This window comes from Massilia niabensis (assembly GCF_042655085.1).
Lineage (GTDB): Bacteria > Pseudomonadota > Gammaproteobacteria > Burkholderiales > Burkholderiaceae_D > Telluria > Telluria niabensis.
Map to the genome: position 1 here is coordinate 489533 of NZ_JBHSMU010000003.1, position 15554 is coordinate 505086.

At 67.1% G+C, this 15554-nt stretch carries 16 protein-coding genes; 8 read left to right on the plus strand and 8 right to left on the minus strand.

Translation table 11 applies throughout. The annotated features are described in order from the left end of the window. Nucleotides 1-72: 72 nt before the first annotated feature. Entirely contained in the window at nucleotides 73-441 is a 369-nt protein-coding gene (locus ACFPN5_RS02320) for an SPW repeat protein (RefSeq protein ID WP_379779677.1), read from the plus strand. Between the two features lie 83 nt (nucleotides 442-524). On the opposite strand, the gene ACFPN5_RS02325 is transcribed toward ACFPN5_RS02320, so the two are convergent. The 8 genes from ACFPN5_RS02325 to rsmB form a co-directional block, all read right to left on the minus strand. Further along, nucleotides 525-1811 carry an EAL and HDOD domain-containing protein gene (locus ACFPN5_RS02325; protein WP_379779679.1) on the minus strand — a complete coding sequence of 429 codons (1287 nt, stop codon included), beginning with the start codon at nucleotides 1809-1811 and terminating at the stop codon, nucleotides 525-527. A 108-nt stretch (nucleotides 1812-1919) separates the two neighbouring features. Continuing rightward, nucleotides 1920-2687: a class II glutamine amidotransferase gene (locus ACFPN5_RS02330; RefSeq protein WP_379779681.1), complete on the minus strand. Its 768-nt coding sequence runs from the start codon at nucleotides 2685-2687 to the stop codon at nucleotides 1920-1922. Nucleotides 2688-2875: 188 nt separating this feature from the next. Then, nucleotides 2876-3133 carry a BTH_I0359 family protein gene (locus ACFPN5_RS02335; RefSeq protein ID WP_192053224.1) on the minus strand — a complete coding sequence of 86 codons (258 nt, stop codon included), beginning with the start codon at nucleotides 3131-3133 and terminating at the stop codon, nucleotides 2876-2878. Between the two features lie 96 nt (nucleotides 3134-3229). Then, complete coding sequence (locus tag ACFPN5_RS02340) at nucleotides 3230-3673, minus strand: GTP-binding protein (protein WP_379779683.1); 444 nt, start codon at nucleotides 3671-3673, stop codon at nucleotides 3230-3232. Continuing rightward, entirely contained in the window at nucleotides 3670-4392 is a 723-nt protein-coding gene (locus ACFPN5_RS02345; protein ID WP_379779685.1) for a response regulator, read from the minus strand. Before ACFPN5_RS02345 ends, ACFPN5_RS02340 begins: the two co-directional genes overlap by 4 nt. An 86-nt stretch (nucleotides 4393-4478) precedes the next feature. Further along, nucleotides 4479-6767: a sensor histidine kinase gene (locus tag ACFPN5_RS02350; protein ID WP_379779687.1), complete on the minus strand. Its 2289-nt coding sequence runs from the start codon at nucleotides 6765-6767 to the stop codon at nucleotides 4479-4481. A gap of 3 nt (nucleotides 6768-6770) precedes the next feature. After that, nucleotides 6771-7334, minus strand: coding sequence for a DUF4390 domain-containing protein (locus ACFPN5_RS02355; RefSeq protein ID WP_379779689.1), 564 nt, complete (start codon nucleotides 7332-7334; stop codon nucleotides 6771-6773). A 199-nt stretch (nucleotides 7335-7533) separates the two neighbouring features. Further along, the gene (gene rsmB, locus ACFPN5_RS02360) at nucleotides 7534-9078 is read right to left on the minus strand and encodes a 16S rRNA (cytosine(967)-C(5))-methyltransferase RsmB (RefSeq protein WP_379779691.1); all 1545 of its coding nucleotides are present in this window, start codon (nucleotides 9076-9078) and stop codon (nucleotides 7534-7536) included. A 177-nt stretch (nucleotides 9079-9255) separates the two neighbouring features. On the opposite strand from rsmB, the gene argS reads away from it, so the two are divergent. Genes argS through ACFPN5_RS02395 form a run of 7 tightly spaced genes read left to right on the plus strand, consistent with a single transcriptional unit; the run spans nucleotide 9256 to nucleotide 15554 of the window. After that, complete coding sequence (gene argS / locus ACFPN5_RS02365) at nucleotides 9256-11031, plus strand: arginine--tRNA ligase (RefSeq protein ID WP_379779693.1); 1776 nt, start codon at nucleotides 9256-9258, stop codon at nucleotides 11029-11031. A 6-nt stretch (nucleotides 11032-11037) separates the two neighbouring features. Beyond that, nucleotides 11038-11754, plus strand: a complete 717-nt coding sequence (locus tag ACFPN5_RS02370; protein WP_379779695.1) for an SPOR domain-containing protein — start codon at nucleotides 11038-11040, stop codon at nucleotides 11752-11754. Nucleotides 11755-11772: 18 nt separating this feature from the next. After that, on the plus strand, nucleotides 11773-12459 hold the full coding sequence (locus tag ACFPN5_RS02375) for a thiol:disulfide interchange protein DsbA/DsbL (protein WP_379779697.1): 687 nt from the start codon (nucleotides 11773-11775) through the stop codon (nucleotides 12457-12459). Further along, entirely contained in the window at nucleotides 12456-13247 is a 792-nt protein-coding gene (locus tag ACFPN5_RS02380) for an SDR family oxidoreductase (protein ID WP_379779699.1), read from the plus strand. The genes ACFPN5_RS02375 and ACFPN5_RS02380 overlap by 4 nt, the downstream gene beginning before the upstream one ends. Continuing rightward, the gene (locus ACFPN5_RS02385) at nucleotides 13244-14035 is read left to right on the plus strand and encodes a biotin--[acetyl-CoA-carboxylase] ligase (RefSeq protein ID WP_379779701.1); all 792 of its coding nucleotides are present in this window, start codon (nucleotides 13244-13246) and stop codon (nucleotides 14033-14035) included. The genes ACFPN5_RS02380 and ACFPN5_RS02385 overlap by 4 nt, the downstream gene beginning before the upstream one ends. Further along, nucleotides 14035-14820 (plus strand): type III pantothenate kinase, encoded by a 786-nt coding sequence (locus ACFPN5_RS02390; protein ID WP_379779703.1) that lies wholly within the window; start codon nucleotides 14035-14037, stop codon nucleotides 14818-14820. Before ACFPN5_RS02385 ends, ACFPN5_RS02390 begins: the two co-directional genes overlap by 1 nt. Beyond that, entirely contained in the window at nucleotides 14820-15554 is a 735-nt protein-coding gene (locus tag ACFPN5_RS02395) for an SPOR domain-containing protein (protein ID WP_379779807.1), read from the plus strand. The genes ACFPN5_RS02390 and ACFPN5_RS02395 overlap by 1 nt, the downstream gene beginning before the upstream one ends.

Here is a 15554-nt window from a genome sequence, read left to right on the forward strand (position 1 = left end):
TTGCCTAATTCCTCGGGACCCGAACGGGGTGCCCGAACGGGGAATTCTGCCCCGCGTTACACTGGAGGCATCATGGCGACGCATCTATCGGCCAAACGCTGGCAGGATGGAGTGATCCTGCTGCTGGGTGTCTGGCTTTTCGTTTCGCCCTGGGTATTCGGCTACCCAAGCGACTCGCCGCCGGCGGTCAACGCCTTTATCGCCGGCGCCATCATCGCGGCCCTTGCCGCGTTCGACCTCTATAAAACCTATGTCTGGGCAGTCCTCGTCAACATCATCGTCGGCGCCTGGGTGGCGGCCTCGCCCTGGGTGGTGGACGTCGTCGCCGACGGCCGGATGAGCATGAGCATGCTCGTGGTCGGTATCGCGACCATCGTGCTCGGACTATGGGAAATGCGCTCGGATCCCGACCTGCACCAGCAATGGGCGGGCACGGCCTGAGCAGACAGGTCAACAATAAAAAAGCGCTGCGCGAGCCAGGCGGCCGACGCAGCGCATTTTTCCCTTCCCCAGGCCCGGGAATGCTACAGCGCGTAGCGCACCACCTTGTCGCTCCACTCGAACGCGGCCATCTCCAGCTCGACCAGGTCGTCGCCGCTGTCGGCCAGCTCGTGCAGGGCCGGCATCATGCTGGCGCCGTCTTCCATCTGCTCGATCGATTCCGCCAGGCGCAGCAGTTCACCGAAGAAGCCGCGGCGGTGCAGCAGCGCGTTGGCGACTTCCTCGCTCACCGGGATCTGCTCGACCAGGTCGGCCATCGGCACGCAGAACAGCGCGTCCATTAGCGACATGATGCCGACCGTGAAAGCGATGTCGGCAACACGGGGCTGCCCCGGGCGCAGGCGCTGCGCCAGCAGCTCCAGCAGGCGTGCGCGGGTGCTGGCCAGCATCAGGAGCGGCGAGTTCGCATGGCCGCGAACATTGCCGTGAACCTGCGGTTCGGCGTACAGCATGATCTGCAGCCAGCGCTGCAACTGGCGCCGGCCGAGCACGAGCAGCGCCTGGCCGAGCGAGTCGATGCGCTGGCGCAGGCCGGCCGCCGGAGTGTTCACGATGCGCAGCAGGTTGATCGACAGCGTCACGTCGCGCTTGATGGCGCGCTCCACCTCGCGATTGTCGGCGTCGGAAGTGACCAGGGTCATCAGGTCGACCACGGCCAGCTGCGAAGGCGACAGCTTGCGCCCGGCAATGACCGAGGGCCGGGCAAAATAAAAGCCCTGGAAATAATCGAAACCGAGGTCGAGGCAGGTCCTGTACTCGGCCTGGCTCTCGACCTTTTCGGCAATCAGGCGCTTTCCCGTTCCACGCAGGCGTGGAACCAGGCCCAGCAGCGTCACCACCGGCATCGTGCGCAGGTCGACCTTGACGAAGTCGAGCAGCGGCAGCAGGCGCCCGAGGCGGTTGCCATGGGCGCCCGCTTCGGCGGCGAAGCGGAAACCATGGCCGGAGAGTTCGGCCAGGCGCCACAGCACCTGCTCGCTGGCCTCGACCGAGCCGACCAGCTCGATCACGGTGCGATCGCGCGGCAGGAAGGAGAAGATATCGCTCATCAACACTTCAGTGTCGACGTTCAGGAAAGCGGTCGCATCGCCGATCGCGCGCGGCAGGCCGAGCTGGGCCGCATGGGCCAGCACATCGGCCGTGGCGGCCAGGCCGGAGTCAATCTCGGCCGCGTTGGCCGGCGTGTTACGGAACAGCAGTTCGTAGCCGAACAGCGCCTGGTTGCGGTCGAGCAGCGGCTGGCGCGCCAGGTAGAAATTGCGCAGTTGCAGAGGCTGGGATGCCTGGTCAAGGCTGGCGCTATCGGTCATCGCGGTCCCGTGGTCGGATTGGAGCCAACCACTCTACCCCATTCCCGGCAATTAGTGGATTGCCGGCATCATTTTGAAACAAAAAAGATGCCGTAAGGTTACATCTTGTTACGAAACAGGGGCGCCGTCGATGAACAGCATCAGTTCGCCAGGCGCGAACTGGGTCCAGGTTTCGTTCGTCGTCAGGGGTTCGGTGACGATGATGGCGACCCGGTCGTTCGGAGTGGTGACCTGCGAAAAGTCAACCGACAGGTCTTCGTCGGACAGGCAGGCGGCGGTGAACGGGTATTGCCGCACCACGTAGCAGAGCTTGGTGGAGCAATGCGCGAACAGGGCTGTCCCGTCCGACAGCATCATGTTGAAGGTGCCGTAGTTCGATACCGCTTGCACCAGTTCGTCCAGGGCCGCGCGCAGCGCCGGTATGGCGGGCGGCGTATCGCCGAAGCGGCGCCGCAATTCCTGCAGCAGGAAGCAGAAGGCGGTTTCGCTGTCGGTATTGCCGACCGGGCGGAAAGCGCCATCAAGCTGCGGGCGGAATTCCTTGAGGTCGCCGTTATGGGCGAACACCCAGTAGCGGCCCCACAGTTCGCGCACGAAGGGATGGCAGTTTTCCAGCGCCACATGGCCTTGCGTGGCCTTGCGGATATGGGCGATGACGTTGGTGGACTTGATCGGGTAACGCTTGATCAGTTCGGCAATGGGCGAGACGATCGCTGCCTGGTGGTCGACGAAGTGACGCACGCCGGCGCCCTCGAAGAAGGCGATGCCCCAGCCGTCATGATGGGTATCGGTACGGCCACCACGGTGGGCGAAGCCGGTGAAGGAAAACACAATGTCGGTCGGGACATTGCAATTCATTGCAAGAAGTTGGCACATGGCGAGAAGCTTACCATGTCAACCGGATAAAAACGGGACGGCAGGCGCTATGTGTTGGTGGGGAATGCAGTGATGCGGTGATGCAGGAGAGGCACAGGGCGGAGGCGGCACCGGCCAATGCTGGTGCCTGCATCCTGTTGTCGTCCCTGGCCGTCTGTGACGTGACCTCCAGCTGTATCGGGATGGGCTTAGTGCAGCACCACCGGCTGGTTCATCATCGTGTCGTAGGAGCCGAGGAAATCGTCGATTTCTTCCATGGTCGGCTCGCTTGCAATGAGGTTGTTGACGTCGCGGCGGAACGATTGTGCCAGTTTGCCGCCAATGAACGCTTCGCGGCGGCCGGCTTTGTCGACGATTTCGTAACCGCCGAAGCGCAGGGCTTCGAGGTCGCGATCGACGCCAAATTCGACCACGCTGTACTGTTCGCTGTTGTAGATCATGTTCATGGTGACTCCTTCTCTCGATCAAGTTTTGCACCAGCTGCGCGGCGGCGGGCGGCCAGTGTCGACTTCAGTTCAGAGGTGGGGCTCGCCGGACCGATTTCAAGTACCGGGGTCGGGCGTAAGAGCCAACAGCTGATCGTATGGTGCACTGCTTAACCATGATCGCAACTGATCCAGATGCGCCGTGCCCGCGACGCCGATGAACAGGCGTGAGGGACGCTGGCGCAGCAGACGATTCAATGTAACACGCATCACCAGATTTCCCGCGCAGCACAGGCAACCCGGAGCGATGCGCGAGATCAGTAGTTCGTCGGAAGTTTCCAGGACAAGATTGCCGTCCGGGAGGCCTTCGAGGATGACGGCCACGGGGCCGTTGCGGGGCGTAGAGGAGGAATGTTCGCTCGCGATCGCGTCTGCGATCGCGGCTTCGCGGGCGCTTGCGCTGGCGCCCGTGACCAGCGCCGTAGGAATCGGATGACGCAAAGAGGAGCCGGATGAGAAAGGTTCGTAGCGGGGCTTTGGCCCGCCTTCTCCTGCCCTCATCCGCCCCGCTTGCCGAGCTTGCCCGGCTCGACGCCGAGCTGCTTGAGCTTGCGGTACAGGTGGGTACGCTCGAGGCCCGTCTTTTCGGCCACGCGCGTCATGCTGCCGCCCTCGCGGCCCAGGTGGTGCTCGAAATACATGCGCTCGAAGGCGTCGCGCGCTTCACGCAGCGGCAGGTCGAAGGACAGGGTGTAGCCCTGGGTTTCACCGTGGCCGACCACGCCCACGCGGGCGCCATTGAGGGGCGCCGGCATCGGCTGAGCCGCGTACATCGGGCTCGAGACAGGCGGCGCTTCGACGCTTGGCGGCGGCATGCTTGGCCGCGGCGGCGGGCTCGGTGCGCGCGCCACTTCCTGCGCACGCGTCAGGCCCTGCTGCACGGCCTTGAGCAGCTTTTGCAGGGCAATCGGCTTTTCCAGGAAATTCAGGGCGCCGATGCGGGTCGCCTCGACGGCGGTGTCGATGGTCGCATGGCCCGACATCATGATCACGGGCATGGTCAGCATGCCGTCGCGCTGCCATTCCTTGAGCAGGGTCACGCCGTCGGTGTCCGGCATCCAGATATCGAGCAGGACCAAATCCGGCGCACCGGACGCCCGCGCTTCGCGCGCCTGCTGCGCATTTTCCGCCAGCGTGATTGCGTGGCCTTCGTCTCCCAAAATTTCCGAGAGCAGCTCGCGGATGCCCATTTCATCATCGACTACGAGTATGTTCGCCATCTTTGCCTTCCGTCTCCGCCCGACTTAACAGTTGTGATTCACAGTTGCGAATCCTAGGTGATTCCAGCCGTGATTCTATGCCTGATTTACGCTTCGGCCAAGTTCGCCTCTTGGGCTAACTTTAACAGCAAAATGAAGACTGATGCGCCACTTCCGTCGGGGCGGTTCTGGACGTCGATGCGGCCGCCATGCTCGTCGATGATCTTTTTCACCATCGGCAGGCCAAGACCGGTGCCGCGCGCTTTCGACGTGACATACGGTTCGAAGGCGCGCGCCAGGATTTTCGGCGCAAAACCCGGTCCGTTGTCGAGGATCGCCAGGCGCACCGCGGTGCCGGCGGTGCCGTCGGCGCCCGTGTAGTGGATCACCTCGGTGAGGATATCGATCCGCGGCGACGGCGCGCCGGCGCCGCGGTCCGCCAGTGCGTCCTGGGCGTTCTGCAGCAGGTTGTGGATCACCTGGCGCAGCTGGGTGCCGTCGCCCATCACGCGCGGCAGGTCCGGCTCGAGCGCGGCGTGGATGATGTCGGAGGCGTCCTCGGCCAGGTAGAGGCTGAGGATCTCCTCGATCAGGGCGTTCAGGTCGAGCGGTTCGAGCACCGCCGGCGGCGTGCGCGCATAGTCGCGGAAGTCGTCGACCATGCGCTTCATGGCGTCGACCTGGTTGACGATGGTGGTCGTGGCGCGCGCCAGCAGCGCCGCATCGAGCGGCTCGAGCTTGCCTTCCAGTTTCATCTGCAGGCGCTCGGCCGACAGCTGGATCGGCGTCAGCGGGTTCTTGATTTCGTGGGCCAGGCGGCGCGCTACCTCGCCCCAGGCCACCGAACGCTGCGCCGAGATCACGTCCGAGATATCGTCGAACACGACGATGAAGCCGCTGCCCACGCCTACCGGCAGGCGCGAGCCGCGCGCCAGCAAGGTGGTGTCGTGGTCTTCTCCGGGGTCGCGGCGCGGGATCTCGACCTCGAGCTGCCAGTGGGTGCGCTGGCGCGAGGTGCCGGCGGCCGACTGCGCGCTCTGCGCCGAGAACGCGCGCGTGATGGCGTTGGCGAAGGTTTCCAGTCCCTCGATCCTGGAGAGCGGCCCGTTCAGGTGGCACTGCTCCATCTGCAGGATGCGGCAGGCGGCCTCGTTCGAATTGACGACCGTGCCTTCTGCGTCGAGCACCAGCACGCCGGCCGACATGTTGGCCAGCACCGATTCGAGGTGGGCCTTGGCGCTTTGCAGCGCGGCCCGGTTGCGTTCGACGGCGCTGCGCGCTTCGAACAGCTGGCCGGTCATGGCGTTGAACGATTGCGTCAGGGTGCCCAGTTCGTCGTTGGTCTCGACGATCGGGCGCGGCGACAGGTCGCCTTCGGCCACCGCCTGCGTGCCTTCGGCCAGCACCAGCAGCGGCTGCGCCAGGTTCCCGGCGATCAGCACGGCGCTGCCGATGGCGCCGAAGATGGCCAGCAGCAGGGTCAGGGTCAGCGTGTTGACGTACATGCGGCGCAGGTCGGTACGGGCCACCGAGCGCGCCTTGTATTCGGAAAAAGCGCTCCGGAGCACCGCGGCGTTCGAGGCCAGGTTGACCGGCACCGCCTGCATCAGCTGCAGGTAACGGGGCGCGGCGCCCGGCGGCTCGGGCACGGCCAGCACCACACGCTGGCGCAGGCCGGTGACGGCGTCGAGCCCGTCCGCTCCGGCGCCGGTCCCGGCGGTTTCGCGGAAATCGAGTTCGATGCCGCCCTCGGTGCGCGCATAGCCGCCGGGCATGCTGGCCTGGCGCACCATTTGCGGATTCGGCAGGTCGCCGGTCAGGTCGGCGCTGCGGTCTTCGCTGGCGCTGGCAACGAGCTTGCCGCTGGCGTCGAGCAGCATCGCGCTTTGCATGCCGTCGGTCTCGGCGACCATCTGCGACAGCGTCATGCGGGCGCTGATGTCGTCCTGGCCCGAGAGCGTGGCCGCCACGGTCTGGCCGCGGCCGGTGAGTTCGGCGAGCGATTCATCGAGCGCCGCGTGGCCCAGGTTCAGGCCGGACTGCAGGGCCGCCTCGATCTTGACGTCGAACCACGACTCGATCGAGTGCGAGACGAACTGCAGCGAGACCATGAAGATGACCAGCCCGGGCAGGATGCCGATGGCGGCAAACAGGAGTACGAGGCGCGCCATCAGCCGCGAGCCGAAGCGTCCCTCCTTGTAGCGCGAATAGAGGCGCCCGAGCGCGACCAACACCAGGATCAACAGCAGGAACGCGATCGTCGCGTTCAGTCCCAGCAGCCAGGAATAGTAGCCTTCGAGGAAGCCGGAATTATCGGAGGCCGAGGCGAGCAGGAATAACAGGATCGAGACGACCGCCCCGCCGACCACCAGCGCATAGCGCATGGCCTGGTTCACGCCTTACTCCGCACGGTAATTGAAGGTCTTCCGGTTCGAGGCGAGCTGCCAGTCCGAATTGTTGAAGGCACTGACCTGGAGCGGCTTTTGCAGCAGCTCGCGGTTCATGTACATGCGCAGGGACACTTCATAGGTCTCGCCATGCTTGAGCGCGCCCCTGGGCGCGATCAGCCAGCGGCTGGGGCGCCGGATCTGGAACATCGCCTCGTCGAGGGTCTGGTAGGTTTGCTGGACACTGCCCTGGAGCGACACGTAGTACTGGCGCAGCAGCACGTCGTAGGAAATGCTGACCGTACGCTTCGAGGACACGGCGCGGTCGTCGCGCCAGTACCAGCGAGGGCGCACCAGCTCGATTTCGGTCGTGAAGTAGAGCTTGACGCCATGCTGCAGGGCGTCCTCGAGGTCGCGGTTCAGGTCGAACGCATAGTTCGCGGCGAGGCGATAGCCTTCATCGGTGGCTTCGATTTTCGCCAGCGTGATGTCGATCCCGTCGGCCGCCTGCGCCGTTGCGCACGCGAAGACCAGCAGCAGCTGGCAGGCGAGGAGGCGGAAAAATCGTAAAGTCACAGGTGAGCCGGAACCTAAATTAATGGAGCGTAGAGGTTGTGAAAAAAACTCCAGGGGCTCTGAGTGCGGGGCACTCGGAGCAAGCGGAGCAAGGCGCATCGCCGCAGCGGCGGACCGCGAAGACAGTACGTTAGTACGGCGAGACGAATGCAACGCAGCCATGGAGGATTTTTTCGCAACCTCGTATTGTGCGGGAATGTCAGGCCCCTCTCTTCTGGAACAGGGCGTAGAACAGACCGTCATGGTCGATTTCGGCGCCACTCATTGGCAGTAGCTGGCCCGGCGCCTCAAGACGAATGGCATCGGCATGGCGCGCTGCGAACGCGGCCGCCTGCGCCTCGGATTCCTGGGGCCAGAGCGAACATGTCACAAACAACAATTTACCATCGGGCCGCAGCATCTGCCAAAGATTGTCGAGTATCTGCGCGGAAAGTGTTGTAAGTTGGCGCGTGTCGGTCTTCCTGCGCAGCCAGCGAATGTCAGGATGGCGGCGCACGATGCCCGAGGCCGTGCACGGCACGTCGGCCAGGATGCGGTCGTACTGGCGTCCATCCCACCAGTCGTTCGTCTGGGCTTCGGCCGGCACCAGGGTGGCGGACAAGCCCAGCCTTCCTAAGTTGTCGCCCACGCGCGCCAGGCGCTGCGGGTCGGAGTCGACCGACACCAGCTCGACGCCGGCCGTCTCCAGGATGTGGCCGCTCTTGCCGCCGGGAGCGGCGCAGGCGTCCAGCACGCGCATGCCGTCGCGCAGGTCGAGCAGCGGCGCGGCCAGCTGGGCGCCGGCGTCCTGCACCGAGACCAGCCCGTCATGGAAACCCGGCACCTGGGCCACGTTCACGGCCTGCTTCAGGCGCAAGGCGGTGGGGCCGATCTGTTCGGCGGCAAACCCTTCTTCTTCCAGGCGGCGCAGGTAGTCTTCCACCGAGGTCTTGCGGGTATTCACGCGCAGCGTCAGCGGCGGGTGGCCGTTGCCGGCCGCGAGGATGGCTTCCCAGTCGCGCGGATAAGCGGCGCGGGTGGCGTCGATCCACCACTGCGGGTAATTCCACTGCGCCAGCGGCTGCTTCAGCGCGATCGCAGTCAGCTCACTGCGCTCGCGCAGGAAGCGGCGCAGCACGGCGTTGACCATCGCCTTGGCATGCGCCAGGTCGGGATGGCGGCTGGCGGCCGTCACGGCCTGGTCGACCACGGTAAACGGCTCGTAGGCGGCCCGTTCTCCCTCGGGCGCGTCGAGCAGGACCAGGGCACACGACAGCAGGCCGACCAGCATCGGCACGTCCGGCGCCTTGGTCGTCATCAGGCCGAGCAGCGTGTCGGCCCGGCCCAGTCCGCGCATCGTGCGGTAGGCCAGGTCCTGGATCGCGCCGCGCGTCTGGGGCGTGGCGTCGTAGCTTGAAAATACCTGCGCCAGCGCTTGCGGCAGCGCCGTGCCGCCGCGCACCGCGGCCACCGCGCTTGCCGCGCCCAGCAGCGCCAGCGCCAGCGAGTCGCCCAGCAGGTCCGGGCGGTAGTCCTGCTGGAACTGGGGCTTGACCTCGTAGCTCGGGCGTGCCGGCACCGGTTTTGGCGCCGGGCGCGGCGCGGCAGGCTTTGCTTCAGGCTTCGCCACGGGCCGGGCCGCCTGCGCTTTCGGCTTCGCATACTGCGCAGCCGGATTGGCCGGCTTTGCCTGTGGCTTGGCTTCCGCCTTGGCGGCGCTGGCGGCCTTGGGCTGGATGGAGAGCGTGCGGCGCTTGTCGGTCATGATGGCGGGTGGGTACGGGAAAGGGGCACATTGTAACGGCTAATACCTTTGGCCCCGCTTAAACGATGACCACAGTGCGGCTCCCCGGCGGTATTCGGCGTTGCGGCAAACCAGTATAATGGCCGCTTGTTTGCCGTGGCCGCGCCACCGCCTCACCGAACTTATCGAACACACTCTATGCTCGCCCAACAAAAACAACAGATCGTTGCCCTCTTCCAGGCCGCCCTCGCGCCCATCGTCGCCGGCACCGACCTGACTCCCAACGTTGTGCTGGAACGCCCGCGCGACCCGAGCCACGGCGACGTCGCCTGCAACATCGCCATGCAGCTGGCAAAACAGCTGAAAACCAATCCGCGCGAACTGGCCACGCGCCTGGTCGCCGCCCTGCTGGCCGACCCGCAGGCCGCCGGCCTGGTCGAATCGGCCGACGTCGCCGGCCCCGGCTTCATCAACCTGCGCGTGGCGGCAAGCGCCAAGCAGTCGGTGGTGCGCACGGTGCTGGCCGAGGGCGAGGCCTTCGGGCGCGGCAGCTCGGGCGCAGGGCACCACGCGATCATCGAATTCGTCTCGGCCAACCCGACCGGCCCGCTTCACGTCGGCCACGGCCGCCAGGCGGCGCTGGGCGACGCCCTGTCCTCGCTGTTCGAGTCGCAGGGCCATGCCGTCACGCGCGAGTTCTACTACAACGACGCCGGCGTCCAGATCGCCACCCTGGCCAACTCGGTCCAGGCGCGCGCACGCGGCTTCAAGCCGGGCGACGCCGAGTGGCCCGAGTCGGCCTATAACGGCGACTACATCGCCGACATCGCGGCCGATTTCCTGGCCGGTAAGACCGTATCCGCCAGCGACGGCGAGCCGGCCACCGCCAGCGGCAATCCCGACGACCTCGAATCGATCCGCCGCTTTGCCGTCGCCTACCTGCGTAACGAGCAGGATCAGGACCTTCAAGCATTTGGCGTCAAGTTCGACAACTATTATCTCGAGTCCTCGCTGTACGCCGATGGCAAGGTGGGCGAGGCCGTGCAGGCCCTGGTCGACGCCGGCGTCACCTACGAGCAGGATGGCGCGCTGTGGCTGAAAACCACCGACTACGGCGACGACAAGGACCGCGTGATGCGCAAGTCCGACGGCACCTATACCTATTTCGTGCCGGACGTGGCTTACCATATGCAGAAGTTCCGCCGCGGCTTCGACCAGGCCATCAACATCCAGGGCAGCGACCACCACGGCACCATCGCCCGCGTGCGCGCCGGCCTGCAGGCGGTGAACATCGGCATCCCGCAGGGCTACCCTGACTACGTGCTGCACAAGATGGTCACCGTCATGAAGAACGGCGAAGAGGTCAAGATCTCGAAGCGCGCCGGCTCCTACGTGACCGTGCGCGACCTGATCGAATGGTCGGGCAACGGCGACATCACGCGCGGCCGCGACGCGGTGCGCTTCTTCCTCATCTCGCGCAAGGCCGATACCGAATTCGTGTTCGACGTCGACGTCGCGCTGGCGACCAGCGAAGAAAACCCGGTGTATTACGTGCAGTACGCCCACGCCCGCATCTGCTCGGCCCTGGCGAACTGGGGCGGCGACGAAGCGCAGCTGGAGACCGTCGACCTGTCCCCGCTCACCACGCCGCACGAGGCCAGCCTGCTGTCGAAGCTGGCGGCCTACCCCGAGGTGCTCGGACGCGCCAAGCTCGAACTCGGCCCGCACCAGGTCGCGTTCTACCTGCGCGAACTGGCCGGCGAACTGCACAGCTATTATTTCGCGCACAAGTGGCTTCTCGACGATGACGAGCCCCTCAAGCTGGCACGCCTGGCCCTGGCGACGGCCACGCGCCAGGTGCTGCGCAACGGCCTGGCCCTGATCGGCGTCTCGGCGCCGGCCAAGATGGAACGCGCCCCGGCCGAAGCACAAGCCGAAGCACAAGCCGCATCACCAGACGAACCTCAAGCATAAGCAACCATGATCGCCACCCTTCGTTTTCCGTCCTACCTGCGCCAGCGCGGCAGCACCCTGACCGGCTTCATCATCGGCCTGATCATCGGCCTGGGGATCGCGGTGGTGGTCGCCCTGATGATCACCAAGGGCGCCTCGCCCTTCACCGACCGCTCGAACAAGATGGGCCGTCCGGCCGACCTCGAGCCGAGCCTGGCGAGCGATCCGAACAAGCCGATGTACGGCAACCGCGAAGCGGCGCGCGAAGCGAGCAAGCAGCTGGCTGATCGTGAAGCCGCCAAGGCCGCCAAAGCCGCAGCCGCGGCCGCCGCGCCGAAACCGGCCCCGGCCGCCGCCGCCGAAGCCGATCCGCTCGGCCAGGCGATTGCCGGCATGAGCGAAGCGGCGGCGCCAAAACCGGCAGCCGTGGCCGCGCCGGCCCCGGCCCCGGCTGCAGCGCCGGCCGGCGCCCCGGCCGCAGCCGCCCCGTCGGCGGGCGCGGACGACAAGTACATCTACTACCTGCAGGCCGGCGCCTTCCGCGAGATCTCGGACGCCGAGGCGACCCGCGCCAAGCTGGCCCTGCTCGGCTTCGAGGCCGCCATCAGCGACCGCACCAGCGACAGCGGCGTGCTGCACCGCGTGCGCCTCGGCCCGTTCAGCCAGGTGGAAGCCGTCAACAAGGCCCGCGCCAAGCTGCTCGACAGCGGGATTGATGTAGCCATCGTCCGTAATCAAAAATAAATCCATAGGGAGAACCTGATGCAATTGCTTCGCCGCCTGCTGTGCACCACCGTCCTGCTGGGCCTGACCGGCGCCGCCTTTGCCGCGCCCGCCACCGCACCGAAGGAAGGCGAGCAGTACCAGGTACTGCCGCAGAAACTGGACACGCCGGCCGGCAAGCAGGTCGAAGTCATCGAGTTCTTCTCGTACGCCTGCCCGCACTGCAATGCCTTCGAACCGCTGCTCGAAAGCTGGGTCAGGAAACAGGGCGACAACATCGTCTTCCGGCGCGTGCACGTCGATGCCGGCCAGCGCGGCCTGGCCCAGCAGCGCCTGTACTACACGCTCGAGTCGCTCGGCCTCCTCCAGCAGTACCACGGCAAGGCCTTCGCCGCCATGCACCAGCAGCGCCTGCGCCTGGCCGACGACGAGCAGGTGCTCGCATGGGCCGCACAGGCCGGCATCGACCGCGCCCGCTTCCTGGACGCCTACCGCTCGTTCGGGGTACAGGCCAAGGTACGCCGCGCCGGCGCCATGATGAGCGAGTACAAGGTTGATCACTGGCCGCTGGTCGCGATCGACGGCCGCTTCCTCACCTCGCCGTCGATGGCGGGCGAAGGCAAGGCGCACGATCACGCGCACGGACACAACGAGGCCGAGCAGCACGCCGCCGCCCTGCAAGTGATGGACGCACTGGTGGCAAAAGCCAAAGCGGACAAGAAATGACCGCAGCGGCTGGGGCCGACCGGGTCTTCATCACCGGCGCCTCGAGCGGCATCGGCGCCGCACTGGCGCGCGAATACGCGGCGCGCGGCGCCACCCTGGGCCTGCTCGCGCGGCGCGGCGATGCCCTGGAGGCCCTGGTCGCCACCCTGCCCCATCCGGAACGCCACCGTACCTATGCGGTCGACATCCTCGACCACGCGGCGCTGGCCGCGGCGGCAAGCGACTTCCTGCTTGCCGCCGGCGGCGCCGACATCGTCATCGCCAGCGCCGGCATTTCGCACGGCACCCTGACCGAACGCCCGAACGACCTGCCGGTCTTCGATGCGGTCTTCGCCACCAACGTCAATGCCCTGGTCGCCACCTTCGCCCCCTTCGTCACACCAATGAAAGCGCACACCGGCGCGCGCCGGCTGGTGGCCATCGGCAGCGTCGCCGGTGTGCGCGGCATGCGCGGCGCCGGCGCCTATTGCGCCTCGAAAGCGGCGGTGCGCGTGTACTGCGAATCGCTGCGGCTGGAACTGAAGTCGTCCGGCATCCGCGTCGTCACCATCGCCCCCGGCTACATCGACACCCCCATGACCCGCCACAACCGTTTTCCCATGCCCTTCCTGATGCCCGCCGAGCGCTTCGCCGCCGCCGCCGCGCGCGCGATTGCACGCGGCGACAGCTACCGCGTGCTGCCCTGGCAGATGGGCCTCGTTGCCAGACTGCTCGGCGCGCTGCCGAATGCCCTGTTCGACCTGCTGTTTTCGCGGGCCCCGACCAAGGCGCCGAAGGAGGCCGCGTGAACGCCGGCACGATTGCTGCGCTGTCCGGTGCGCTGTCGGGCACACATATTGCGGTCGAAGTCGTCGAGGAGACCGGCTCGACCAATGCCGACCTGCTGGCACGCGCTGCGAATTTCCGTGAACCTCTGACTGAACCGCTATTGCTGGTCGCCCGCAGCCAGACCGCCGGGCGCGGGCGGGCGGGACGCAGCTGGCTGTCGTCGAGCGAAGGCTCGCTGACCTTCTCGCTGGCCTGGCCTTTCGAGGGCGCCCTGACCCGCCTCGCGGGCCTGCCGTTGGCCGTCGGTGTGGCGCTGGCCGAAACGCTCGAGCGGCTCGGCGTGCAGGTCGGCCTGAAGTGGCCGAACGACGTGCTGCGCGACGGCGACAAGCTGGCCGGCATCCTGATTGAAACCCAGGCGGCGCCGGGTGGCGGCACCTGGGCCGTCATCGGCATCGGCCTGAACCTCCTGATGCCCGACGAACTCGAAGCGCGGATCGGCCGCAACGTCGCGTCGCTGCCCTGGCTGGCGCGCATGGAGCGCGACTCGCTCATGGCCGCGCTGCTCGACGGCCTGGCTGGCTGCCTGCGCGAATTCGAGCGTGGCGGCTTCCCCCTGTTCGTGGCGCGCTGGAACCTGCGCCATGCCTGGCAGGGAGAGCCGGTCATCGTCCTGGATAGGGGCGCCGTGCTGCACGAAGGCGTCGCCGCCGGCGTCGACGAGTCCGGCCGCCTGCTGCTCGACACGCCCGCGGGCCGCGTCGCGGTGCTGTCCGGCGACGTATCGCTGCGCATGAAGGGCGCCTGATGCTGCTGCTGGTCGATGCGGGAAACACCCGGGTGAAGTGGGCGCTGGCGCGCGACGACGCCGCGCTGGGCGACTGGCTGGCCCAGGGAGCGGCGCTGCATGACGGTCTCGATGCGGCCGGCGCCGGCTGGATCGAGGCCGGCCGCAGTGAGACCGGAATTACGCGCGCCATCGTCTCGAATGTGGCCGGCCCGGCGATGCGCGCGCGGCTGGCCGCCCTGCTCGGCCCGATCGATACCGAATGGTTCGCGTCCAGCGCCGCGCGCGCGGGACTGGTCAATGGTTACCGCGAGCCGGAGCGGCTCGGGTGCGACCGCTTCGCCGCAGCCATCGGCGCCCGCGCGCTGCTGCCCGGCCAGGCGCTGGTGGTGGCGACGTGTGGCACCGCAACCACGATCGACGCGATCGACACCGATGGACGTTTTGTGGGCGGCATGATCCTGCCGGGCCTGGCGTTGATGGCCGGCGCGCTGGCGCGCAACACCGCCCAGCTGCCGCAAGCCGAGCCAGGGGCCACGCCGCCGCCCCTGTTCGCCGACAACACGCAGGACGCCATCGTGTCGGGCTGCCTGTCGGCACAGGCCGGCGCGATCGAGCGCGCGGTGACAAGCCACGGCGCGGCCGCCTGCATCGTTTCGGGCGGCGCGGCGCCGTTTATTGCGCCGGCCCTCAAGCTTGCGCATCGGATGGTCGATAATATCGTGCTGGTCGGGCTGCACGCGGTGCTGCTGGCCGTAACCGCAAGCGGGGGCTCAAGCGGAAGCCCAGTAGGAGACAAGGCGTGATGAGATTCGTATTCTGGGCTTTGCTGTGCGCGAACGCGCTGGTGTTCGCGTATGGGCAGGGCTTCCTGGGCAACCTCGACGGCGGGGCGCGCGAACCGGGGCGCCTGCGCAACCAGCTCGCAGCGAGCAAGCTGGTGCTGCTCACGGGCGAGCAGGCGCATGCCGTGTCCAGCGCAGGGGTGCCGGCCGAGCCTGGCGCCGAGACCGCCGCCGAGACCGCGACTGCGGCGCCGGCCGCTCCAGCCCTGCCCGTCCCCGCCATCGTCCCGCTGCTCGCCTGCATCGAGACGGATGCGTTCACGGCGGGCGACGCGCGCCGTTTCGAGTCGCGCCTGGCTAGGCTCGACCTGGGCGCGCGCCAGACCCGCCTGACCGTGCCCTTCCAGGAAGTGACCAGCCACCTCGTCTACCTGCCTCCGCAGGGCGGCAAGGAAGGCGCGGACCGCCGCAGCGCCGAGCTGCGCCAACGCGGCGTGGTCAGCTTTTTCGTGATGCAGGGCGAGTCGCCCTTGCGCTGGGCGATCTCCCTGGGCGTATTCAAGACCGACGCGGCCGCGCGCGTGCATGCGGCGACGCTGGCAAAACAGGGCGTGGAGAACGTCCGCATCCTGCCGCGCGGCCCGCAATCGCAGCGCTTCGCCTACCGCTTCCGCGACATCGATACGACTGTGCGCAGGCGTATCGCCGAGGCGGGACGGGGAATGCCGGCGGCGGCGCTGCACATTTGCAGGTGA